Source organism: Methylobacillus sp. DLP286 (assembly GCF_056636515.1).
Genome location: NZ_CM153145.1, coordinates 203,082 through 226,029 on the forward strand (window position 1 = coordinate 203,082; position 22,948 = coordinate 226,029).

A 22,948-nucleotide genomic window follows, 5' to 3' on the forward strand; every position below is an offset into this window, starting at 1 on the left:
TGGCTTGCATGGCTTTTTCAATGCTGCATGTATCCCGTGGCGGGCTGCCGTTTTGAGCCAGAACAGCCTGGTACGCCAGCTTGCGTACGAATTCAAGGATAAAAGCCTGCTGACGCTGGCGTTGACGCACCGCAGCTATTCCGGAAACAATAATGAGCGCCTGGAGTTTCTTGGTGACGGCGTGCTGAATTTCCTGGTGGCGCATCAGTTGTTCCAGCGTTTCCCCAAACTGCCCGAAGGCGACCTCAGCCGTTTGCGCGCCCAGCTGGTCAAGGAGCAAACCCTGAGCGAGATTGCCACTGGCCTGGATGTCGGCGAATTCCTCCGCCTGGGCGAGGGCGAGCTCAAAAGCGGCGGCTGGCGCCGCCCCTCCGTGCTGGCCGACGCCATGGAAGCCATCATCGGCGCGGTTTTCCTGGACGGGGGCTACCCGGCTGCCGAGGCGCTGGTGAAGCGCTTGTTCCTGCCGCGCATGGAAAGCATAGATCCCAAGGCGATCGGCAAGGATGCCAAGTCCTTGCTGCAGGAATTCCTGCAAGGGCGCAAAATAGACCTGCCCGAATACAACGTCTTGGCAACCGAGGGCGAAGCGCATTGCCAGACATTCCGGGTGAGCTGCCATATCACCAAGTTCCAGATTACCACCGAGGGCAAAGGCTCCAGCCGACGTGCGGCTGAGCAGCAGGCCGCCCAGCTGGCTTACGAGCAATTGCTCGAAAAAGGAAAGAAATGACATCATCCAACGCTTTTCGTTGTGGCACCGTCGCCATCGTCGGCCGTCCCAACGTGGGCAAGTCCACCTTGCTCAACCATATCCTCGGCCTCAAGCTGAGCATTACGTCACGCAAGGCGCAAACCACGCGGCACCGCCTGCTGGGCATACATACCACGGAAGATACGCAGTTCCTGTTTGTGGATACGCCAGGTTTCCAGCAAAAGCATATCAATGCGCTCAACCGCAACCTGAACCGCACCGTCACCCAGGTGCTGAGCGAGGTGGATGTGGTGTTGTTTGTGATCGAGCCCATGCACCTGGGAGATGCGGACCGCAAGGTGCTGGAGCTGCTGCCGAAGAATCAGCCAGTATTCCTGGTCGTCAACAAGGCTGACCTGATGGGCGACAAGGGGAACCTGTTGCCGTTGATTCAGGATTTCGACCTGGAGTTTCCATTCACCGGCATCATTCCCGTAAGCGCCAAGAAAAATCTGTATCTGGATGAGCTGCTGGCTGCCGTACGTGAACACCTGCCTGAACAACCGGCGATTTATGGCGAGGATGAGCTGACGGACCGTAACGAGCGCTTCCTGGCGGCAGAAATGCTGCGTGAAAAGATATTCCGCTTGCTGGGAGACGAAGTGCCGTATTCCGTAGCGGTGGAGATCGAGAAGTTCGAGCAGGAAGGCAATTTGCGCCGTATCCATGCCGCCATCATTGTCGACAAGGATAGCCAGAAGCCGATGCTGATCGGCAAGGGCGGCGAAAAGCTCAAGCGCATTTCCACCGAGGCGCGCCAGGATATGGAAAAGCTGTTCGGCGGCAAGATCTGGCTCGAGACCTGGGTGAAGGTCAAGGGCGGCTGGGCGGACGACGAGCGCGCCTTGAAATCCCTGGGCTACTGAGAGCCTGTTCACAATTTTTTCATAGGGTACGCATGGCTCCAAAACGTGTCTGGTCAAGGCCCAGTGTGCAGGTAATGCTGCAACGCGGCGGACGTGTTTTAGGGGCATGCCCTCCGGGTTGCTCCGGCAGCGCAGCCGCTGCTGCGTTGCAAATCCTCGCCGGGCAATGAGCCCGTCTGTGGTTTGCGTCTTGCTTCGACTACACTGCCGGAGCAACGTACCTCATGAAAAAATTGTGAGCAGGCTCTAAAAGCCGACCCTAGACCAGAAGAACAGGATATTGCCGTTGCCCCGGCCGCCAGGCACATAACTGGTGTTCACCGAGTATTGCCTGTAGTTGAGCGACGCAATCGGCAGTACGCCGGGGATGGGGAAGTTCTTGTAGATATCGGCACGCGAAGTGAGGAATGCCGTGTAGCCGACGCCGGCATGCAGTCCCGACCGAGGTCCCATCATCCATTGGTGTCCATAGCCCAGCATAGGTTGCACATTGCTGTGCGAGTCCGAGAATGCCATCAAGTAAACACCTTCCCAATTGCCTGCGGCATTGTAGCGGCTGCGTCCGTATCCCAGGCCCCAGGTGAATTCACGGAACGAGTCGATCTTGTCGTTATCGTAGGCAAAGCGCAAGTGGTAGGTCCAAAGCGGGATGTAGAGGTCATGATCGCCGTTTTTCCAGGTATCCGAGATGCGCTCGCATGACTTGTCTATCCATGAGTAGTCCGTGTTGCACGCGGCCTCTGCCGCCAGTGGGACGAGCAGGGTACTGCTCATCGCGATGATGCCGTGCCTGATATTCATAAGCCTATACCTTAACCATCTGCTAGACCTGACAGCAGAGCATGAGGAAAGGTTTCTCCACTGCGCTGATATGGGCGAGGAAACCTGAGATAAAATGCGTGCTGGTTCTTAATCTAACATAAAGTTTGCATGGCACTCAGTAACATCCACCGCCAAGACAATCAGCCTGTTTATGTGCTGCATACCTATCCGTTCAAGGAAACCAGCCTGGTGGTCGAGTTGTTCAGCCGCGAGTTCGGCCGGGTGGCGGCCGTCGCCAAGGGCGCGAGGCGTCCGCGTTCGGCCATGCGCGGCATGCTGCAGGCGTTCCAGCCATTGCAGGCTACCTGGTCGGGCAAGGCCGAGCTCAAGAACCTGCACAGCATGGAATGGGGGGCGGGCTTGCTCCTGTTGCGCGGCGAGGCATTGATGTGCGGCTTCTACCTCAACGAGTTGCTGTTGCGCTTGCTTCCTCGCGAGGATGGGCATGACGCCCTGTTCGACTATTACTGTCAGACCTTGCGCATCCTTACGCAAGACCAGGTGCCACCCGCGACCACCTTGCGCCGTTTCGAGCTCAAGATGCTGCAGGAGTTGGGTTATGCCGTGCCGCTGGAACATGATGACGCTGGCAATGCCATCCAGGCTGAATATGTATATTCCTATGTGGCCGAGCAGGGCGCGGCCCGCACAAGCCAGCATGCAGCGCCGGCAAATGGCGTACAATTATCCGGCAGGACATTGCTCGCCATGGCGCAGGATGACTACAGCGATGCCTTGACCCAGCAGCAAAGCAAGCAGTTGATGCGCACCTTGCTGGCGCATTACCTGGGCGACAAACCCTTACATACCCGACAATTACTCATGGATTTGCAGGCATTATGAAACTAGGCGTCAATATCGATCATGTAGCCACCCTGCGCCAGGCGCGCGGCACCCAATATCCCAGCGTCGTGCAGGCCGCCCTGCGTGCCGAGGAGGCCGGGGCGGACAGCATCACCATCCATCTGCGGGAGGACAGGCGCCATATTCAGGATGCGGATGTGTTTGCCTTGCGTCCGTTGTTGCAGACCAAGATGAACCTGGAAATGGCCGTGACCGACGAAATGGTCGGCATCGCGCTCCAGGTCAAGCCGCAGGACGTCTGCCTGGTGCCTGAGCGCCGCGAGGAGCGGACGACCGAGGGCGGCCTGGACGTGGCCGGCAACCTGGGCACCATCAAGGCAGCCTGCAAGACGTTGGGGGATGCGGGTATCCGCGTCTCCTTGTTCATCGGCCCCGATCTGGAGCAGGTCGAGGCGGCCAGGGCCGCCGGCGCGCCCGTGATCGAGATTCATACCGGCGCATTCGCCGATGCCAAGACGGATGCCGAGAAGCATGCCGAACTGCAGCGTATCCGCATGGCGGTGGACCATGGGTTGGCGCTGGGCCTGACCGTCAATGCCGGGCACGGCCTCAATATACACAACGTGCATGAGATTGTCGGCATCCCCGGCATCGAAGAACTCAATATCGGCCATGCGATCGTGGCCCATGCCTTGTTCGTCGGCTGGGAATACGCGGTGCGCGAAATGAAGGCACTGATCGTGCAGAAAGCGAACTAGGCGGTTCGGCCAACATCCAGCATGATTTACGGGATAGGTACCGATATTGTCGAGGTGGTGCGCATAGAGGAATCGCTCAGCCGCTTCGGCGATGCATTCGCCCAGCGCATCCTCAATGCCGCCGAATGGCAGGAATACGAGGCGAGCCGGGTCAAGGCCAGGTTCCTGGCCAAGCGCTTCGCCGCCAAGGAGGCGTTCGCCAAGGCGTTGGGCACGGGCATACGCGGCGCAGCCAGCTTCGAGAATATCGGCATCGGGCATGATGACCTGGGCAAGCCGGAGTTTCGGCTTGCCCCCTTGTTGCAGGCGTGGCTGGCGGAAAAGGGAGTGGGCGGCCTGCATCTATCCATCAGCGATGAAAAAGCGCTTGCCGCCGCCTTCGTGGTATTGGAAAAAGCCTGAACGATGCGTAGCCTGTGGTTTGCCTGCCTGCTATTTGCAGGCGCTGCGACGAGTGCCGAGCAATGGGAGCTGGCGGGGGAGAGCAGCGTCGGCAAGCACTATGTCGACCAGGCCAGCGTGGTGCGCAATACCGCGGAGCAGAAGTTTACCGTGCAGACCAAGGTGGAGCAGGCTGATGGCATCTGGGTGACCACTATGCAGGTGGATTGCAGGGCCAAGCGCTTCAGCTACCTCAAGGGGTTCCAACTCAAGGACGGCAAGCAGGTGGTCAGGTTCGACGCCCCGCGTGCGGAAGAGCCGATCAACCCAGGCTCGCTGCCGGACCAGCTGGAGCAGCGGTATTGCGCCGCTCCCGTTGCGACGCCTTCGTCATCGGTACCCAGATGGGAAGTGGTCAGCAACAGCAATGCGGGCGAGGTGGCGCTGGACCGCGCTTCCCTGCAAACACTGCCCGGCCAGGTATTCAGGGTCAACACCCGCGTTAAGCTGTTCAACAAGAATGAACAAACCCTGAGCGCGCTGCAATTCAATTGCGGCGAAGGCACCTTCAGGATATTGCAGGCGCAAAGGCTGCGCGACGGCAAGGCCGAGCCCCTGTTCGACAAACCGCAACCCTTTGCGCCAGTCGACAAGTCGGCCACGGCGCAGCATCTTGCCAAGGCGATTTGCAGCCCGGCAGCCAAGCCCGCGCGCAACCCGTTCCAGGAGGATGCCTGCAAGGCGACATTGAGCGACTTGCAGGCGCTGGAAGCGCGCGTGCAGGCCGATGTCGACGCCCATGCCCTGTATTGCGACACCATGCAGAGATACCTCGATCAGCTTGCGCGCATTGCCGATGACGCGGAGAAAAACCATTGCGCCATCCACGGCCTGGACCAATACCAGCGCGAGATCCGTGCCGCCGGGTGCGAGGAGCCGCCAAGTGGGCGATAGCCGGGACATCGATTGGGAACGCAGGTTCGGCGGCGTGCGCAGACTGTATGGCGAGGCCGCGCTGGAACGCTTCCGGCATGCCCATGTCGCCGTGATCGGCATGGGAGGCGTGGGCTCATGGGCGGTCGAAGCACTGGCGCGCAGCGCGGTAGGCAAGCTGACTTTGGTTGACCTAGACAATATTGCCGAATCCAACGTCAATCGCCAACTGCATGCTGTCGAGGGCAATCTCGGCCTCGCCAAGGTCGCCGCCATGGCGCAGCGCGTGCATGCGATCAACCCGCTGGCCGAGGTGCGCGAGATCGAGGATTTCATTACGACGGACAACCTCGACGCGCTATTGGCTACGCGTTTCGATGCCGTGCTGGATGCGATCGACGATGCCCGGGCCAAGGTGGCATTGGCTGCCTGGTGCCGCAAGCTTGGGATTCCATTGGTGATGGCAGGCGGGGCGGGGGGACGTGTCGATCCTACACGTATCCGGGTGGCGGACTTGGCAGAGGTGCACGGCGACAGGCTGCTGGCAAAGGTACGCAACCAGTTGCGGCGCGATCACGGTTTTCCGAAAGGCCTAGATGGCAACAAGCCAGGCAGTAAAAAGAAATTACAGAAATTCGGCATTGCCTGTATTTATTCCGACGAACCCATACAGCAGCCGGATGCCAGTTGCAGTGCGGACGCAGGCGGCATAACGGGTCTCAATTGCGCCGGGTACGGCTCCTCGGTCGCCGTCACCGCCCCATGCGGCATGGCCGCTGCGGCGGAAGTGCTCAAGCTATTATTGGCGGGATAGCTTGGATTGTTATCGGGATATGGTGCGCTCGTATTCCGGAAAATAGCGCGAAATCACGGAGAGGTCGAAGCTGCGCAAAATGCTGGTGTTGGATTCGCGCTCCAGCAGAAACTCGAAAGAGCGCCGGATCAATTCCTCATTGTCAAAGCGTCCCAGGCTGAGTTTTGTCGCGTAGTCTGGCGCCACTGTCACCCGGTGCGTAGTCGCCGAGCCTGCCTCAACGGCTACTTCGAAAGCATGTTCATCCAGTTTGTTGACGGTGATCTTCGCCATCGCAATCCCCTTTGATGAGTAGGGCATAGTGTAGCGTGAAATATGGTTATCTACATAAAAAATCAGCCACCTGCTGCGTAAGCCAGGTGGCTGGTCCCCTTTAGGTATTTTGCCGGGTTAGAAGTCGTAGCGCAGGCTTGCTCCAACGGTGCGTGGTTGGCCGGCCGAACCGACATAAAGATTGCTGCCTGCATTGGTGACGCCGAGGAAATAGCGCTTGTCCAATAAATTCTTGGCCCATAGCGACAAATCCCAACGGTGCTTGCCGCTGGTTACCCGCAAGCCGGTGCTGAAGTTGAGGATGCTGTATCCAGCAATCTTCGAGTATTCCGAGTTGTTGACGTCGCCATAGTTTTCGGAGCGCCAGCTGTATTGCGCATTTGTGTAGTGCTCAAGGTTGTCGCCCGGGTTCCAGCGGAGGTGGGCGGCGGTGCTGAATGCCCAGCGTGATGCGCCGTTCACCCGGTTGCCCGCGATGCTGCGCGTGCCTTTGCCGTAACCGCTGTCGCTGGTGCCACCAGGGCCGTTGAATTCCTCGGCCGGGGTAGGGGCGGTGCCGCGGTCAAAGCTGGCGTCGGTGTAGGCTCCGCTAAGGCTAAGGCTGAGGTGCTGGTTGACCTGGGCGCGCAAATCCAGCTCGGCCCCCTTGCTGGTCAGGTCGCCTACATTGGTGAGCAGGCCGGTATAGGTGCCGTTGATGGATGTGCCGGTGATGGTCTGGTAATCCTTGACCTTGGTCAGGAATATACTGGCATTGGCGACGAGGCGCTGGTCCAGCCAGCTCGACTTGATGCCGAATTCGAGATTTTTGGCTTTTTCCGGGTCTATGTTCAAGGCGTCCGTGCCCAGCACCGCGCCAGGCGAAGCTACACCGTTGATGTTGAAGCCGCCTGATTTCTCGCTGGATGAGTAGGTGGCGTAGCCAAGCACGCGGTCATTCAGCCAATAGCTCGCTGTCAGCAGGCTGGAAAGGCTTTCATCCTTTTGGCGTTGCACCCCGGTATCGTAGTGATCGAGCAAGGGAGAGAGGATCGGCGGCAGCGGGGTAATCTGGTTTTGCACCACTCTCGCTTCTTTTTTCTCCACCGTGGCGCGCAGGCCTGCGGTCAGGTCCAGCTTTTCCGTCAGGTGCCAGGTGCCTTGGCCGAAAAGCGCGTAGCTGTGGGTCTTGGCATAGCCGGACCCGGAAAACGCCGAATTGTCGGGGTATATCGTGGTCAGCGCGAAAGCGTCCGGCCCGGTGATGTACTGCTCGTGGTTGGAAATGTCCTGATAGTAGTAATAAGCGCCCGCCACATAGTCGAATACGTCGCTCAGGGGCGAGGCCAGGCGTATTTCCTGCGAGTATTGCTTGTGGCGGGCATCGACGCCGCCGTCGACTGCAAACAGGTCGGTGCGGTCGAGGTCATTGTCTGGCTTGAATTGCCATTGCCGCCAGGCGGTGATCGAGGTGAGGGTGTAGCCATTGAAATGCCAGTTGGCCTCTGCCGAAAGGGCGTCCTGGCTGGTGCGGGTGCGCTGTCTGCCGTCCAGCGTGACCTTGTAGTCCTTGGGGTCGTAGGCGCGATTGGATGCGCCCTGGCCATTGGCGTGGGTGATGGCGTCGGTGGCATTGGAGCCTGGGGTACCCGCTGGTGTATTACGTGAAAAGGAAAGATCTGGAATAAGAATTGGTCGTCCCGTAATAGGATTTACTCCGATAGATATCAATGAGTTAGGAGTCCATGGCCCACGGCTATAAGGCACCAGCGTGCCGGTGCTGGAATCTTCCTCGTTGTGCTCGGCAATCAGGCGCAGGTCGAACGACTCGCTGGGTTGCAGCAGCAATTGGCCGCGTGCGCCGGTGCGGTTGATCTCGTTGAGGTTCTTGCCGTCGTAGGTGTTCTTCACCCAGCCGTCGTCATGGGTTTTGTAGGCGGCAATGCGAAAGGCTGCGATCTCGTTGATCGGTTGGTTGAGCATGACCTTGTATTGCTCGAAGTCGCGCGACCCATAACTTACTTCCGCCGAATATTCCGGCTTGAAAACAGGCTTGCGGGTGGTGATGTTGAGCACGCCGGCGGTGGTGTTCTTGCCGAACAATGTGCCTTGCGGGCCGCGCAGCAGTTCGGCCTGCTCGATATCCAGCAGGTCGAACACGGCCAGGCCGGGTCGGCCGAGAAATACGTTGTCGAGATAAATGCCGGCGCTGCCTTCCAGCCCCTCGTTGGCCGGGTTGTTGCCGATGCCGCGGATGGCGATGCTGGACTGGCGCGGATGCAGGAATTGCGCCGTGAGGCTGGGCATAAGTTGCGGCAAGTCCTGCAATTGGTAAATCCTGCTGGCTTCCAGCTGTTCGCCCTTGACCACGGACACGGTCGCGGGGACGTCTTGCTCCTTCTCCAGGCGCCGCCTGGCAGTCACCCTGGTGGCTTCGAGTTCCTGGATTTGCTCGGTTTCGGCTGAAGGCGGTTCATCATGGGCATGGCTGGGGCTGGACGTGGCGATGACGGCGAGCATGCTGCCGCCCATGATGCAGTACTTCAAGACTGGAACTCCCTTGTGAGGTTGGCAGAACCGCCATCTCGTTAATGACAACTGTATGACTTAATTTTGATGATTTTTTATGTATTTTATATCTAAATGGCGGCATTTGATGCCAGGCGCTTGAAATTTGTTAAGCCGTCCTTATATACGGAGCATTGTCATTCAACTGCATAACGGGAGTTAGCAAGATGTCCACAGAGACACTACAAAAGGAAACCCTGGGTTTCCAGGCCGAAGTCAAACAGCTGTTGCAATTGATGATCCATTCGCTCTACAGCAACAAGGAAATCGTATTGCGCGAACTGATTTCCAACGCCAGCGACGCCGCGGACAAGCTGCGGTTCGAGGCGCTGGCGGATAACAGCCTGTACGGCAATGACAGCGATCTCAAGATTCGCGTCAGCTTTGACAAGGAGGCGCGCACCGTCACCATTTCCGACAACGGGATCGGCATGAGCCGCGAGGAAGTGATCCGCAATATCGGCACCATTGCCAAGTCCGGCACTAAGGAATTCTTCCAGTCCCTCACCGGCGACCAGGCCAAGGACGCCAACCTGATCGGCCAATTCGGCGTCGGCTTCTATTCCGCGTTCATCATTGCGAGCAAAGTGACCCTGACCACCCGCCGTGCCGGCAGCAACGAGGCCGTGCGCTGGGAGTCGAGCGGCGAGGGCGACTACACGCTGGAGCCTGCCGACAAGGAAAGCCGCGGCACCGACATCGTCCTGCACCTACGCGAGGGCGAAGACGAGTTCCTCAATGACTGGAAGCTCAAGTCCATCATCCGCAAGTACTCGGATCACATCACCCTGCCCATCGTCATGAAGAAGTCCGAGTGGAAGGACGGCGAGCAAGTGGCCACCGATGAGGACGAAACCGTGAACAAGGCTTCCGCCTTGTGGGCACGCAGCAAAGGCGATATTTCCGAAGAGGAGTACCAGGAGTTCTACAAGCATGTCTCGCACGATTTCGAGAATCCGCTGACCTGGAGCCACAACCGCGTGGAGGGCAAGCAGGAATACATTTCCCTGCTCTATATTCCGTCTAAGGCGCCGTTCGACCTCTATGACCGCGAACGCCAGCACGGCATCAAGCTCTACGTGAAGCGCGTGTTCATCATGGACGATGCCGAGCAGCTGATGCCGCAATACCTGCGCTTTGTGCGCGGCGTGATCGACAGCGCCGACCTGCCGCTCAACGTCTCGCGCGAAATCCTGCAGCATTCCAAGGACATCGACGCGATCAAGACCGGTTCCGTGAAGCGCGTACTGGGCCTGCTGGAAGACCTGGCGGAGAACAAGCCGGAAGAATATGCCAAGTTCTGGAACGAATTCGGCCGCGTGCTGAAAGAAGGCCCGGGCGAGGATTTCGCCAACAAGGAAAGGATCGCCGGCCTGCTGCGCTTTGCCAGCACCCATGCCGATACCGACGCGCAGGTGGTTTCCTTCAAGGACTACATCGGCCGCATGAAGGAGGGCCAGGAAGCCATCTACTACATTACCGCAGATAGTTTTGCCGCGGCCCAGCATAGCCCGCACCTGGAAATCTTCCGCAAGAAAGGCATCGAGGTGTTGCTGTTGTCCGATCGGGTCGATGAATGGCTGTTGGGCAGCCTTACCGAGTTCGACGGCAAGAAGCTGCAATCCGTGGCCAAGGGCGACCTGGACTTGGGCAAGCTGGAAGACGAAGCCGAGAAGGAGCAGCAGAAGAAGGTCGAGGACGAATACAAGTCCCTGGTCGAGCGTATCCAGTCCACATTAGGCGACAGCGTGAAGGAGGTCCGCGTCACGCACCGCCTCACCGATTCCCCGGCCTGCCTGGTGGCGGGAGAGAACGACCTATCGGGCAACCTCGAGCGCCTGCTCAAGGCCGCAGGCCAGAAGACGCCGGGCAGCAAGCCTATCCTGGAGATCAACCCGGATCACGGCATCGTGCAACGCCTGAAGGCGGTGACGGACGACGCCAAATTTGCAGACTGGGCTCATCTCCTATTTGACCAGGCTTTGCTGGCGGAAGGCGGCCAACTGGAAGACCCGGCCGCCTTCGTGCGTCGCGTGAACGCCATGCTGGCCTGAGCGCGGCCACGTTGCTGCCTTGCCGCGTCTGGCTAAAGCGGCAGGCACTCGAAAAACCGCCATTGACGCTTGGTCAATGGCGGTTTTTTATTGTATAATCCGCGGCTTCGTGTAAAGCCACGGGCTTACGCGGAGTTTGTAGTGTGCAGGTATGCCATGCCTTGCAGGCATGGTGATAGCGTCGAGCTATCCATCCCGAACATGATTGCCGGGGTGCAGGAAGCTATTTGTCAGGTCAGCCTGATCAATCCAACTATTGAAGGAGTTTTGAAGAATGTCTAGATTCACCGGCCCACGCCTTAAAGTAATGCGCGCACTTGGTATTGATCTGCCTGGCTTGTCCCGCAAGACCATTGAGGCGCGCCCAACCCCTCCTGGCCAGCATGGCGCCAAGAATACACGCCGCAAGAAGTCCGATTTCGGCGTCAAGCTGCAAGAAAAGCAAAAGCTGCGCTTCAACTACGGCCTGTCCGAAAAGCAACTGCGCCGCCTGGTGGTAGATGCGCGTAAGGGCAAGTCCCCTACCGGCGAAACACTGCTGCAACTGCTGGAGCGCCGCCTCGACAACGTCGTGTTCCGCGCTGGCTTCGCACCGACGATTGCCGCTGCACGCCAACTGGTTTCCCACCGTCACGTATTGCTGAATGGCAAGTCCGTGAACATCCCGTCCATCCGCTTGCGCGTGGGTGACGAGATTTCCCTGAAGGCCAGCAGCACCAAGCTGCCTATCGTGGTGGAAACATTGGCCAACCCGCCTTTGATCCGTCCAGAGTGGATCACCTGGGCAGAACAAGCACAGCAAGCCAAGGTTGCCCACTTGCCAGCAGCGGAAGATGTTCCGTTCCCTGTTGACGTTCAGCAAGTTGTTGAATACTACGCCAACCGTCTGTAATTTCTTGACGGAATCGAAAAGGCCGCTATCAGCGGCCTTTTTTGTTTTGTGCGGCAATTTGACGCAGTGCGTATGCATATTATATGCAAGAAATAATAAGAATCGTGCTTAATTAGCTGCTAGAATGCGTATTATTCTTGACTGCATATATGAGAATAGTTATCATTTTTCGCTCTTGTTGCAAGGGTAGCCTTGCATCATTGACTGCAACCCCAAACAACGAGCGGGATAACGATGAAGACAGCGAACAATTGTAGGCGTGTAGTGCTTGCTGGAGCTGAAGGATGCAGGGTGTTGTACTGTGAGGAATGTAATGTCATGGAAATTGAAGTCGGTGCGTTGAGTTTGCGCCTGGAAGACCACGCGTTCAACTCGCTTGCTGAAATGATTCAGGAAGCGGCGACCCGGCTGGCAATATATAGTGCCAACAAATCTCATAGTCAATTCACTGCCAGCATCAAAAATGTCCATTGAGTCTTCACTTGCACGCCTTTCAAAAGAGCAATATGTTGAGGGGCAATTGAGTCAAAAACCAACGCGCAATTTAGTTCCAAAACGGGTTTTCCGAGAACAAGACACACAGGATTTTTCTGCCAAGGCGCTGATCGCCACCGTGGCGATCCATGCCGCCGTGTTTGCCGCCCTGATCGCCGTTTCCACCAGGGAGCCCCACAAGGAAGAGGCCGCGCCGCCTATCATGGTGAGCCTGGTGAAAAGTCCGGAGCCTATTCCCGAGGTGGCGATCACCGAGCCGGAGCCCCAACCCCAGCCGAAACCGCCTGAGCCCAAGCCAAAACCGAAGCCCAAGCCGAAGGTGGTGGACAAGCCGGTTCCAATCGAGGCTCCCCAGCCTGTCGAGCAGGTGGAGGAGGTCAAGGAGGAAGTGTCCGAACCGCAGCCCCAGGAAGTCAAGCAGGCGCCTTCGCAAGCGCCCGTCCAGGACAAGCCCGTGGTTGCCGAGAAGGTGGAGCCGGTCAAGCCGCCTGAGCCCAAGGACCAGCCTATCCCGGAAGTGGCGATCAGCGGGGTTTCATATTCGCATCAGGAAATTCCCGTTTATCCCGCCATGTCCAGAAGGCTGGGAGAGCAGGGCGTCGTGATGTTGCGGATACTGATCTCTGAAGCAGGGGTGCCCGAGACCATCCAGATCGAGACCAGCAGTGGTTCCGAGCGGCTGGACAAGGCCGCGCTGGAGGCGACTAAGAAGTCCAGGTTCAACCCGTACAAGCGTAACAACAAGCCGATGAAGGTGTCCGTGATTGCCCCAGTGCGGTTCTCCATCTCGGATTAAGCAAGTTCAACCAGGTTAGTCATACTTTAAAACATATAGGATTAATGCAATATGGAAAATGCATACGAATTTAGCAGCTTGGATTTCATTCTGGACGGCGGTCCGGTTTCCATTCTGGTTGCAGTCGTGCTTGTCTTCATGTCAGTGGCAAGCTGGTATCTCATGGTCGTCAAGTTCTATCAGGCACTGACCATCCGTAGCGCTAACCGCGAGTACAGCAATAACTTCTGGCAGGCGCCCTCGATCGAGTCGGCACTGCGCCACAAGAGCGGCGAAACCATCGTTTCCCGCGTGGCAAACCAGGCAGTGGACGCTGCCGAGCATCATCAGGCACATGTCGCCAGCAATGTCGAAGAGGCTTGCAACAAGGATGAATTCATCGCCCGCGCCATGCGCCGTCAGATTTCCACTGAAAGCGAGCGCATGGATTACGGCCTGACCATGCTGGCGTCGGTAGGCAGCGTGGCGCCTTTCGTCGGCCTGTTCGGTACGGTATGGGGTATTTACCACGCCTTGGCGAGCATCAGCCAAAGCGGCCAGGCCACGTTGGACAAGGTGGCCGGCCCGGTAGGCGAGGCTTTGATCATGACCGCGCTCGGCCTGGCGGTGGCGATTCCTGCGGTATTGGCATACAACGCGCTGGTACGCCGCAACCGCCTCATCCTGGGCGAAGTGGAGGGGTTTGCCAATGATCTGCATATCCTGCTGACCACCGGCGCTCCATTGAACCCTAGCAGCAAGACCACCCCAGGCGCCGCCGCTGTCCGTACCGGCGCCACATTGAAAGAGGTGACGGCATGATGGCAGGCGGCGGAATCGGCGGCGGGGAGGGCAACAGCCGTCCCATGTCCGAGATCAACACCACGCCGCTTGTGGACGTGATGTTGGTGTTGCTGGTGATCTTCATCATCACCGCCCCCTTGCTGACGCATGCGGTGAAGATCGATCTGCCGCAAGCGACGAGCCAGCCTTCCCCGGAGAAGCCGGATATCATCGATGTCGCCATCGATAGCGCAGGCGCCATGTACTGGAACGACCAGACCCTCACGCTCGAAGAGCTGAACGTGAAGCTGCACGAGGTTGCCAACAAGGACCCGCAGCCGGAACTGCATATCCGCGCCGACAAGGAGACGCGTTACCAGGTGCTCGCCGAGGTCATGGCGTATGCGCAGAATGCAGGCGTGCAGAAGCTCGGGTTCGTGAGCGATCCTACGCCCAAATAACCTGCGGGACTGAAATGCAAAAAGCCGGGCATGCCCGGCTTTTTTGTTTTGCTTTGGCCATGTCGCTTCCCTGAGCCAGTAGGGAAGATGCGAAGATGTTTTCGCAATCGCTGTTCAACTTTTTCCCACTATTGTAGTCTTGTAAAAGAGTTCACCTGTTGTGGGCGTGATGGATTGTCCTGCGCGTAATACTGCTCCTAGAGTGGCCTGATTTTTGCTGGTTGAAAATTAGTGCATCAAGTTCGCAAGAATTTCATGTTGGCCATTCAATATGAGCTTCTGAACTCAAGCCAACGGGTGGCATTTTGTAAACTCACACGGAAAGACGCCAATGACCGCTGAAAAAGAACCCAAAAAGCCCAAAGCCTCCACGCCTGTGATTACCACCGAGAAAACCCCGATTGCCCAGGCACTGCAGAACCACCTGATCTTTTCCGCATTCAAGACCAGCGAGGCTTCGACGCCGCGCGACTGGTATGTGGCGACCGGATACACCATACGCGACCATGTGGTTGAGCGCTGGGTCAAGACCGCTGAAGCATATAGCGAGCAAGATCCGAAACGGGTGTACTACTTCTCGCTGGAGTTCCTGCTTGGGCGCATGATGCAGAATGCCGCACTGAATCTGGGCATCGAGGGCGAGGTGCAGGAGGGTTTGAAAACATTGGGGCACAAGCTGGAGGACGTGGTCGAGCTGGAAAACGACGCCGCGCTGGGCAATGGCGGCCTGGGGCGTTTGGCGGCGTGTTTCCTCGATTCGATGGCCAGCATGGACATCCCGGGCACGGGTTATGGCATCCGTTACGAATACGGCATGTTCCGCCAGTCGATCAGCCAGGGCCAGCAGGTGGAAAACCCCGACAACTGGCTGCGTTACGGCAACCTCTGGGAGTTCCAGCGGCCGGAAAGCCAGTACCCGGTGAGGTTCTATGGCAAGGTGGTGGAGTTCCCGGCTGCCAAGGGTACGGAATACCATTGGGTGGATGCAGAAAGCGTGCTGGCCATTGCCTACGACATGCCGGTGCCCGGCTACGACACGGAAACCGTGAATACCTTGCGCTTGTGGTCTGCCAAGGCGGCGCGTGAGTTCGACCTTGCGCACTTCAATGAAGGCAATTACGAGAAAGCTGTCGAGGAGCGCAATGCCTACGAGAATATTTCGAAGGTGCTGTACCCCAACGATACTTCCGTGCTGGGCAAGGAGCTGCGCCTGAAGCAGCAGTATTTCTTCGTCTCCGCTTCGATCCAGGACATCCTGCGCCGCTTCCTGGCTAAGCATGACGACTGGAGCGTGTTGCCGGACAAGGTGGCGATCCAGCTCAATGACACCCATCCTGCGATTGCGGTGGCCGAGCTGATGTACCAATTGGTGGACGTGCACCACCTCGACTGGAACAAGGCCTGGAAAATCAGCGAAAAGGTATTTGCCTACACCAACCATACCTTGATGCCGGAGGCGCTAGAGACCTGGCCGGTGGAGATGTTCGGCAGGCTGCTGCCGCGGCACCTGGGCATCATCTACCGCATCAACCATGAGTTCCTGCAGATCGTGAACCACAAGTTCCCGGGCGAGACCGATCTGCTGACGCGCGTTTCCATTATTGACGAAGAGCACGGTCGCCGCGTGCGCATGGCGCACCTGGCCGTGGTCGGCAGCCACACCGTGAACGGAGTGGCGGCATTGCACAGCGAATTGCTGCGATCTACCTTGTTTGCCGATTTCAACCGCATCTTCCCGGGCCGCTTCATCAACGTCACCAACGGCATCACGCCCCGGCGCTGGCTCAACCAGTGCAATCCCGGCTTGACTAGCCTGTTGGAAAGCGTCATCGGCAAGGACTTCCACCATGATCTCGACAAGCTGCGCGCATTGGAGCCATTGGCTGACGATGCCGATTTCCGCAAGGGTTTCCTCGCGGTCAAGCATGCCAACAAGCAGCGGCTTGCCAAGCGGATTGAACAGGTGACAGGAGTCAAGCTGAACCCTGCCGCCTTGTTCGACGTGCAAATCAAGCGCATCCATGAATACAAGCGCCAGCTGCTGAATGTGCTGCACATCGTGACCCTGTATAACCGCATTCGCAGCGGGCAGGCCAAGGACGTGACGCCGCGCGCCGTCATTTTTGGCGGCAAGGCGGCGCCAGGCTATTGGCTGGCCAAGCTGATCATCCGTCTGATCAACGACGTGGCCTCCATCGTCAACGAGGACCCTGCCGTAGGAGACAAGCTCAAGGTGGTGTTCTACCCGAATTACGAGGTGTCGGCGGCGGAGCTTTTGTTCCCGGGCAGCGACCTTTCCGAGCAGATATCCACCGCCGGCACCGAGGCATCGGGCACCGGCAACATGAAGATGGCGCTGAACGGCGCCCTCACCATCGGCACGCTGGATGGCGCCAATGTGGAAATCCGCGAGGAAGTGGGGGAAGACAATATCTTCATTTTCGGCCTGACGACGGAACAGGTGGCCGAGGTGAAAGCCAACCATTACAACCCATGGGACTATTACCACGGCAACTCCGAGCTGAAGCAGGCGCTGGACATGATCACCAACGGGTTTTTCTCCGTGGACGAGCCCGATCGCTACCATGCGATCGGCGACGCCTTGTTGAACAACGGGGATCAATACCTGCTGCTGGCTGATTACGCGAGTTATATCGAGACCCAGGATGCCGTGGGCAAGCTCTACAAGGACAAGGATGAGTGGAGCCGCCGCGCAATCCTCAATGTGGCGCGCATCGGCAAGTTCTCCAGCGACCGTACCATCGGCGAATACGTTGAGAAAATCTGGCGCGTCAAACCGGTGCAACATTAAACGGTAATACTGTGCGCATGCTTCGCCGATGAGGTTAAAATGCGGTGAGAACCTCAATTCACCATCTAGGAGGAGCCATGCGCCATCTTGTGACTGCATTATCATTCGTTGTTTTTTCCAGCCATGCCGCTGCGCTGGACCTGGGCGGCATCAGCAATGCCGATGCCAGCCAGGGCCTCAAACAGGCGCTGGTGCAAGGCGCCGAGCGCGCGGTCAGCCAGCTCGGCCAGGCAGGGGGCTTCCTCAATAACCCGCAGGTCAAGATTCCCCTGCCTGAATCCATGCAGAAGGCCGAGAAGGCCATGCGCATGTTCGGCATGGGCAAGCAGGCGGATGAATTGGTGCTGAAGATGAACCAGGCGGCGGAAGCCGCGGTGCCTGAGGCCAAGACCTTGCTCGTGAATTCGGTCAAGCAGATGAGCGTGCAGGACGCCAAGGATATCCTGACCGGCGGGCAGGACTCCGCCACGCAATATTTCCGCAAGACCACCTCTGCGCCGATGGCGGAGAAATTCCTGCCCATCGTGAAAAAGGCGACGCAAAACGTCGACCTGGCGCAGCAATACAACAAGTTTGCCGAAATGGGCAGCAAATACGGGCTGGTCAACAAGGATCAGGCGAACATTGAACAATATGTGACCCAGAAGACATTGGACGGGGTCTATCTCATGATGGCCGAAGAGGAAAAAGCCATCCGCCAGGACCCGATGGGACAGGCCAGCAGCTTGCTCAAGAAAGTGTTCGGCGCTGTCAAATAATCTGGTTTTTACCGCCGTGCGGGGCTTGAGGGAGAACTAAAGCCCAGAAAGTGTTCTAACCACATATTGCCGTGTGGGGAGGAACATGCAAGCAGGGACTGTCTATATCATCCATGGCTACCAGGCTTCGCCGGAAAGCCACTGGTTCCCATGGATCAAGAACGCATTGGAACAACAGGGGTTCAAGGTCACGGTGCCGGCGTTGCCTGCATCCGACCATCCTGACATCGAGCGATGGCTTGATTGCCTGCGCACTCATATTACCCAGCCGGATCAGCATACCTTTTTTATCGGGCACAGCCTGGGCTGCATCACCTTGCTGCGTTATCTCGAGCAGCAAGAGCGGCCTGTAGGAGGCATGGCATTGGTATCGGGATTTGCCGAGCCGTTGAGTTTCTTGCCGGCGCTGGACGCGTTCACCGCCGCGCCGCTGGATGTGGCAAAGCTGATCAGGCTGGTTCCCAGGCGCATCGTGCTGGCTGCCCAGGATGACCATATCGTGCCTTATCCCTATTCGTTGCGTCTGGCGGAAAAGCTCGATGCGGATTGGGAGTTGTTTGAACGGGGAGGCCACTTCATGGCGCAAGACGGCTTCACCGAATTTCCTGCGCTATATGACGCCATTGTCAGCATGCGCGAACAATAGCGGCTAACAAAACATTCCTGGCGTCGTTGCCCTGACTTTGTCGTGCTGTTTGTATTGCTTGCGTCAGGACGCCTAGCCGGGAACGCTGCGCTGATTTTTGTCAGCCGTACTAAGCCACATTGCAGAAGGAGGGGAGCATGAAAAAAGTCACACAGCATGTCATTCCGGCGATACGCGTCGCGTCATATGCGTTAAGCAAGCCATACTATGAGAAACTGGGGTTCCGCGAATTGTGGACGCACCAGTTCGAGCCCGGATTCCCCTTTTTTGCCGCCATTGCCCGTGGCGACATGCAGATATTCCTCACTGAGCATACCGGCGATTGCGCCTTCGGTGCGCTGGTGCATTTTTATGTGGACGACGTCGATGCGGTGCATGCGGAATTCGTAGCGCAAGGCTTGCACATCACTGAGCCGCCCGGCAATGACCTGGGCCCGACGGTGCGCAATATGCTTATGGTGGACCCGGATGGCAACCGGCTGAGCTTTATCACCGTGACGGAACTGTGATAGATGCAGCACTGGGAGCTGCCTGGGGATTGCCATCCTGGCCAAGATGATTGCAATATCGGTACTCAAGACCAGTGAGGACTTTAGGCAATGGCTAACCTGCTTGCCATGGTCGGCATAACGTTGATCATCGCGGGCGTGGTGTTCATGCACTTGTTTTCCAGGATAAGGGACATTGAAGGATATTTGCAGCTTGATCGATAAACGGGGCGTTGCCCTTGTGAATGAAAGGAATGGATTGTGGCCGCACCATGGCTGACTGTATTGAAGGTGGTTCCCTGGATCGAGGTGATCCGCAAGGCGCCCGAGATTGCCGAGGGCGCCAGGAAGTTCTGGCAGGCCGTATCCGGCAAGCAGCAACAGCCCGAGCCCCAGGTGTATGACGTGCCTTATAGCGAACTTGGGAGCGATGACGACAAAGAGGCCCGCATCCAGTCGCTGGAAATGCGGATCGCCCAATTGCAAACGCAGATGGTGGAATCCTCGAAACTGCTCAAGACCCTGGCGGACCAGAATGAGCAGTTGGTCGCCAAGCTGGAGGACGGTCGGCGCCGCATTGCAAGACTATCGAGAGTCGTGGTGGTGCTGGTGATCGCCATGCTCGCCGTTGCAGCATGGATTTGGCACCTGCCGCCCTTCGTTGCATAGCCGCTCCTTATTGCCAGCTTTTGTGCTGAAATTACAAGGCCAGGCTTTAAGCCGCTTGCGCCGCCGTGATGCGGTTTCGGCCATGGTGCTTGGATTGATAGAGCGCCGAGTCGGCTTGTTCCATGAGTTTGTGCAACGAGCTGCCAAGCTGTTCGCTGGCCGTGACTGCGATGCCGATGCTCAAGGTCACGGCCAGGCCGTCATGCTTCAATTTGTCAGTCGCTTGGGCAAATGCCTTTTGCAGCCGCTCGGCGACATCCCTGGCTTCCTTTTCGCCGCTCGAGGGCAGGATGATGACGAACTCGTCGCCGCCATGGCGCGCAAACAGGTCGGAACTGCGCAATTGGTGATGCACGATATCCGCGAAGCTGCGCAGCAGTTTATCGCCGAATGCGTGTCCCAGCTGGTCATTGACCTGTTTGAAATGGTCGATGTCCACCAATAGCAAAGCCGTGAACGGATGGTCGTCGGAATGGCGGCGCATGGTATTGTTTTCCACGGCGGCCCTGAGCCCTTCGCGATTGAGCGCGGCTGTGAGCGGGTCCCGCAAGGCGCGGCCGATCCAGTTGCGGTTGATGCGCTCCATGATCATGAGCAGCATCGACATGTTCCATAGCGGGCCGATGCCCGCAGCGAGCAGGATCACCCACATATTGACGCCGCCAGGGGAAAATATCGAATCCCCGCCCAGATGGTGGGTCAGGCCAGCCAATATCCGCAAGCCGAAAATCAGGGCTGCCAGCGTGAATATCCCGGAAACTAGGTAGGCCGAGACGATATCCTCCTCGCGCGCGATGCGTTGCGTGATCTTGGCGACGCGCAAGGCATAGTACCCGCAGGCGATCGAACTGAGCGCGGTCCTCTCGGCATAGTAGTTGTCCGCATCCTGCATCAGCAGGAACAACCCGGTCATTAAGCCTAGGAACAGCAAATGCGGCCGCCACGGCATATGACGGTAGTACAGGCGTTGCGCCGTGGCCATCAACAGGAAATAGCCGGCAATGGCGAGCATATTGGCCACTACGATACTGTAAAAATCGGGGACGATATCGCGGAAAGTCAGCAGCAGGATGCCGGAACCCGTGCACAGGTTGCTGATTCCCCAGTATTTCAGCCAGCGGTCGAAACGCCCTGTCATGGTGAGGATGGACAGCACTACACCGGTGGTCGTGGCGAATAAGCCGACTAGGAAATAAATGGTTTTGACATCGAGCTGCAGCATCTCTGCGGGCAATAAGCCTATTGGGAGCAGGTGATTATAGCGGCTTATCCCTGGAAAATCTTAGCGTTCGTCGCGATTGTGCTGTTCTGTTTCAGTGAGAAAGGGTGACAAGACTATGAATGGAGCGATTAGCCTCTGTGATTGGCTGTTTATAGCCGTTTGGTGGTTGTATGTGGTTGTTTTTAGCCATATATAAACTAAAATTATTAATTAGCTACATAAAATCAGGGTGTTAATGCTTTGGCATTGAAATTGCAATTGAATAGCCAATATATAGGATATCTGCAATGCCACAAGATTCATTCTGCAAACAGGGCGTCATCCAGTTGCTTTATCAGGAGCATCATGCATGGCTGCGCGCCTGGATCAACAAAAAGCTCGGCGGCCACAACAGTGCCGCAGACCTCGCGCAGGACACGTTTCTCAGCCTGTTGCTCAAGGCCGAGTTGCCGGTATTGCACGAGCCTCGTGCCTACCTCAGCAGGGTTGCCCATGGCTTGATGGTCGACCACCTGCGCCGCCGCGACCTGGAGCGCGCTTATCTCGAGGCCTTGGCACAATTTGCGCCTCCCGAAGTCGGCTCTCCTGAAACTAGGGCCATGGTGCTGGAGCTTCTGATCAAGCTGGACATCATGCTGGACGGCCTGCCGGTCAAAGTGCGGACCGCCTTTCTGCTCCTGCAACTGGAAGGCCTCAGCTACACTGAAATTGCAAAGCAGTTGGGCGTGACGACCCGTACGGTCGGCAATTATGTCGCCAAGGCCATGCTGCAATGCATGGTCCTGCTCGAAGAGTAATGCGATGGAAATGCAACGTCGGGCATGAACCCTAGCACAGGAAAGCCAACCCCTGCCATGCAGGCCGCCAGCGTATGGTACGCCAAGCTGGCCTCAGGCGAAAATAACGAGCAGACGCAACATGCCTGGCGTGCTTGGCTCGATGCTGACCCTTCCCACCTACAGGCCTGGCAGCAATTAGAACGCGTGACGCAACATTTCGGGCGAGTACCGCGCGAGATCGGCATGGCGACACTGCAGTTGCCGCCGGTGACGGACCGCCGCCAAGTCATCAAGCAGCTGGCGCTGTTCCTGACTGTCAGCGCCACGGGCCTATATGCCTATCGCGAGCGTCCCTGGCGCGGCATGCTGGCAGATGCCAGCACCAAGGTCGGCGAGCACACCCAGCTGGCCATGGAGGATGGCACCCGCCTGCACCTGAATACCGATACCGCCGTCAACGTGCGGTATTCCAGCACGGAGCGGTTGATCGAACTGGTACAGGGCGAGATATTCATCGAAACCGCGCAAGAGCCCACCGGCAATTACCGGCCGTTCAAGGTGCAGACCCGGCATGGCGAGGCGACTGCACTTGGGACCCGCTTCAGCGTGCGCGACTTTTCGCACAAGACCAAGGTCGCCGTGTTTGACGGGGCGGTCGCAATCCGGTCGCATTACTCGACGGATTTGCCGCAACGGATCGATGCCGGGGAGTCTATCGAGTTCACCGGCCGCAAGCTCTCCGAAAAGCTCCCAGTGCGGGCCACGGACATGGCCTGGATCAATGGCATGATCGTGGTGTATGCCATGCGCCTGGAAGACTTCGTCCAGGAACTGGCACGCTACAAAACCGGCATATTGCGCTGCGATCCCGCTGTAGCCAATTTGAAGATATCAGGCTCTTTCCCGATACGGGACATGGAATCCGTCCTGCAGACATTGGAACGCAGCCTGCCTGTGAGGGCGGAGCGCTTTACCCGGTTCTGGGTCACACTCGTTGCTACATGACGCACAATGATTAAAAACTTTTAAAAATTGCTTTCCGGATTTTCATTTTCATTCGGCATAGCAGCAAAACAACACATTTTGCTGTGAAGCGGGAGGGGAAATTGAAGAACGGATATAGTTACAATCACGCGCGGCATAAGGCTGCATTGGTACGCAT

24 protein-coding genes are annotated in these 22,948 nt (G+C 57.7%); 20 read left to right on the plus strand and 4 right to left on the minus strand.

Translation table 11 applies throughout. The features are described from left to right. Window positions 1–52: 52 nt before the first annotated feature. Both rnc and era read left to right on the plus strand, forming a co-directional pair. A complete protein-coding gene (gene rnc / locus ACWXTG_RS00980; RefSeq protein ID WP_309564792.1) occupies window positions 53–733 on the plus strand; it encodes a ribonuclease III in 681 nt (226 codons plus the stop codon). Next, window positions 730–1,620, plus strand: a complete 891-nt coding sequence (gene era, locus ACWXTG_RS00985) for a GTPase Era (protein WP_407995885.1) — start codon at window positions 730–732, stop codon at window positions 1,618–1,620. The genes rnc and era overlap by 4 nt, the downstream gene beginning before the upstream one ends. A 246-nt stretch (window positions 1,621–1,866) precedes the next feature. Here era and pagP read toward each other — a convergent pair whose 3' ends face one another. Continuing rightward, window positions 1,867–2,421, minus strand: a complete 555-nt coding sequence (pagP, locus tag ACWXTG_RS00990) for a lipid IV(A) palmitoyltransferase PagP (protein ID WP_480220393.1) — start codon at window positions 2,419–2,421, stop codon at window positions 1,867–1,869. Window positions 2,422–2,550: 129 nt separating this feature from the next. Here pagP and recO point away from each other — a divergent pair, with 129 nt between their 5' ends. From recO to ACWXTG_RS01015, 5 genes are read left to right on the plus strand one after another with little or no spacing between them, the layout of a single operon-like run. Next, window positions 2,551–3,285 (plus strand): DNA repair protein RecO, encoded by a 735-nt coding sequence (gene recO / locus ACWXTG_RS00995; protein WP_407995887.1) that lies wholly within the window; start codon window positions 2,551–2,553, stop codon window positions 3,283–3,285. Further along, window positions 3,279–4,004, plus strand: coding sequence for a pyridoxine 5'-phosphate synthase (gene pdxJ / locus ACWXTG_RS01000; RefSeq protein ID WP_480221252.1), 726 nt, complete (start codon window positions 3,279–3,281; stop codon window positions 4,002–4,004). The genes recO and pdxJ overlap by 7 nt, the downstream gene beginning before the upstream one ends. A 21-nt stretch (window positions 4,005–4,025) precedes the next feature. Next, a complete protein-coding gene (gene acpS, locus ACWXTG_RS01005) occupies window positions 4,026–4,406 on the plus strand; it encodes a holo-ACP synthase (protein ID WP_407994276.1) in 381 nt (126 codons plus the stop codon). 3 nt (window positions 4,407–4,409) lie between these two features. After that, window positions 4,410–5,339 (plus strand): surface-adhesin E family protein, encoded by a 930-nt coding sequence (locus ACWXTG_RS01010; RefSeq protein ID WP_480220394.1) that lies wholly within the window; start codon window positions 4,410–4,412, stop codon window positions 5,337–5,339. Further along, entirely contained in the window at window positions 5,329–6,132 is an 804-nt protein-coding gene (locus ACWXTG_RS01015) for a tRNA threonylcarbamoyladenosine dehydratase (RefSeq protein WP_480220395.1), read from the plus strand. The genes ACWXTG_RS01010 and ACWXTG_RS01015 overlap by 11 nt, the downstream gene beginning before the upstream one ends. A gap of 9 nt (window positions 6,133–6,141) precedes the next feature. On the opposite strand, the gene ACWXTG_RS01020 is transcribed toward ACWXTG_RS01015, so the two are convergent. Both ACWXTG_RS01020 and ACWXTG_RS01025 read right to left on the minus strand, forming a co-directional pair. After that, window positions 6,142–6,405, minus strand: coding sequence for a hypothetical protein (locus ACWXTG_RS01020; protein WP_480220396.1), 264 nt, complete (start codon window positions 6,403–6,405; stop codon window positions 6,142–6,144). Window positions 6,406–6,522: 117 nt separating this feature from the next. Further along, window positions 6,523–8,931, minus strand: coding sequence for a TonB-dependent receptor (locus ACWXTG_RS01025; protein ID WP_480220397.1), 2,409 nt, complete (start codon window positions 8,929–8,931; stop codon window positions 6,523–6,525). Between the two features lie 188 nt (window positions 8,932–9,119). On the opposite strand from ACWXTG_RS01025, the gene htpG reads away from it, so the two are divergent. The 11 genes from htpG to ACWXTG_RS01080 all read left to right on the plus strand — a co-directional run bounded on the left by htpG (window position 9,120) and on the right by ACWXTG_RS01080 (window position 19,785). Beyond that, the gene (gene htpG / locus ACWXTG_RS01030; RefSeq protein ID WP_480220398.1) at window positions 9,120–11,006 is read left to right on the plus strand and encodes a molecular chaperone HtpG; all 1,887 of its coding nucleotides are present in this window, start codon (window positions 9,120–9,122) and stop codon (window positions 11,004–11,006) included. 274 nt (window positions 11,007–11,280) lie between these two features. Continuing rightward, complete coding sequence (gene rpsD / locus ACWXTG_RS01035; protein ID WP_309564805.1) at window positions 11,281–11,898, plus strand: 30S ribosomal protein S4; 618 nt, start codon at window positions 11,281–11,283, stop codon at window positions 11,896–11,898. 318 nt (window positions 11,899–12,216) lie between these two features. Then, window positions 12,217–12,372, plus strand: a complete 156-nt coding sequence (locus ACWXTG_RS01040) for a hypothetical protein (RefSeq protein WP_309564806.1) — start codon at window positions 12,217–12,219, stop codon at window positions 12,370–12,372. A 46-nt stretch (window positions 12,373–12,418) separates the two neighbouring features. Continuing rightward, on the plus strand, window positions 12,419–13,189 hold the full coding sequence (locus ACWXTG_RS01045) for an energy transducer TonB (protein WP_309564807.1): 771 nt from the start codon (window positions 12,419–12,421) through the stop codon (window positions 13,187–13,189). A 51-nt stretch (window positions 13,190–13,240) separates the two neighbouring features. Next, complete coding sequence (locus tag ACWXTG_RS01050; RefSeq protein ID WP_407995892.1) at window positions 13,241–13,990, plus strand: MotA/TolQ/ExbB proton channel family protein; 750 nt, start codon at window positions 13,241–13,243, stop codon at window positions 13,988–13,990. After that, entirely contained in the window at window positions 13,987–14,412 is a 426-nt protein-coding gene (locus ACWXTG_RS01055) for an ExbD/TolR family protein (protein WP_309564809.1), read from the plus strand. The genes ACWXTG_RS01050 and ACWXTG_RS01055 overlap by 4 nt, the downstream gene beginning before the upstream one ends. A 331-nt stretch (window positions 14,413–14,743) precedes the next feature. Then, window positions 14,744–17,224 carry a glycogen/starch/alpha-glucan phosphorylase gene (locus ACWXTG_RS01060; protein WP_480220399.1) on the plus strand — a complete coding sequence of 827 codons (2,481 nt, stop codon included), beginning with the start codon at window positions 14,744–14,746 and terminating at the stop codon, window positions 17,222–17,224. Between the two features lie 77 nt (window positions 17,225–17,301). Beyond that, complete coding sequence (locus ACWXTG_RS01065) at window positions 17,302–17,982, plus strand: DUF4197 domain-containing protein (protein WP_480220400.1); 681 nt, start codon at window positions 17,302–17,304, stop codon at window positions 17,980–17,982. A gap of 85 nt (window positions 17,983–18,067) precedes the next feature. Further along, window positions 18,068–18,628, plus strand: a complete 561-nt coding sequence (locus ACWXTG_RS01070) for an RBBP9/YdeN family alpha/beta hydrolase (protein WP_480220401.1) — start codon at window positions 18,068–18,070, stop codon at window positions 18,626–18,628. 137 nt (window positions 18,629–18,765) lie between these two features. Further along, window positions 18,766–19,137, plus strand: coding sequence for a glyoxalase superfamily protein (locus ACWXTG_RS01075; RefSeq protein WP_480220402.1), 372 nt, complete (start codon window positions 18,766–18,768; stop codon window positions 19,135–19,137). A 240-nt stretch (window positions 19,138–19,377) separates the two neighbouring features. Then, entirely contained in the window at window positions 19,378–19,785 is a 408-nt protein-coding gene (locus ACWXTG_RS01080; protein WP_480220403.1) for a hypothetical protein, read from the plus strand. Window positions 19,786–19,831: 46 nt separating this feature from the next. Here ACWXTG_RS01080 and ACWXTG_RS01085 read toward each other — a convergent pair whose 3' ends face one another. Beyond that, entirely contained in the window at window positions 19,832–21,007 is a 1,176-nt protein-coding gene (locus ACWXTG_RS01085) for a GGDEF domain-containing protein (protein ID WP_407994260.1), read from the minus strand. A gap of 287 nt (window positions 21,008–21,294) precedes the next feature. Between ACWXTG_RS01085 and ACWXTG_RS01090 the strand changes: the two genes are divergently transcribed. Together ACWXTG_RS01090 and ACWXTG_RS01095 are read left to right on the plus strand one after the other, a co-directional pair. Further along, window positions 21,295–21,804, plus strand: coding sequence for a sigma-70 family RNA polymerase sigma factor (locus tag ACWXTG_RS01090; RefSeq protein WP_480220404.1), 510 nt, complete (start codon window positions 21,295–21,297; stop codon window positions 21,802–21,804). A gap of 24 nt (window positions 21,805–21,828) precedes the next feature. After that, a complete protein-coding gene (locus ACWXTG_RS01095; RefSeq protein WP_480220405.1) occupies window positions 21,829–22,791 on the plus strand; it encodes a FecR domain-containing protein in 963 nt (320 codons plus the stop codon). The last annotated feature ends 157 nt before the right edge of the window (window positions 22,792–22,948 follow it).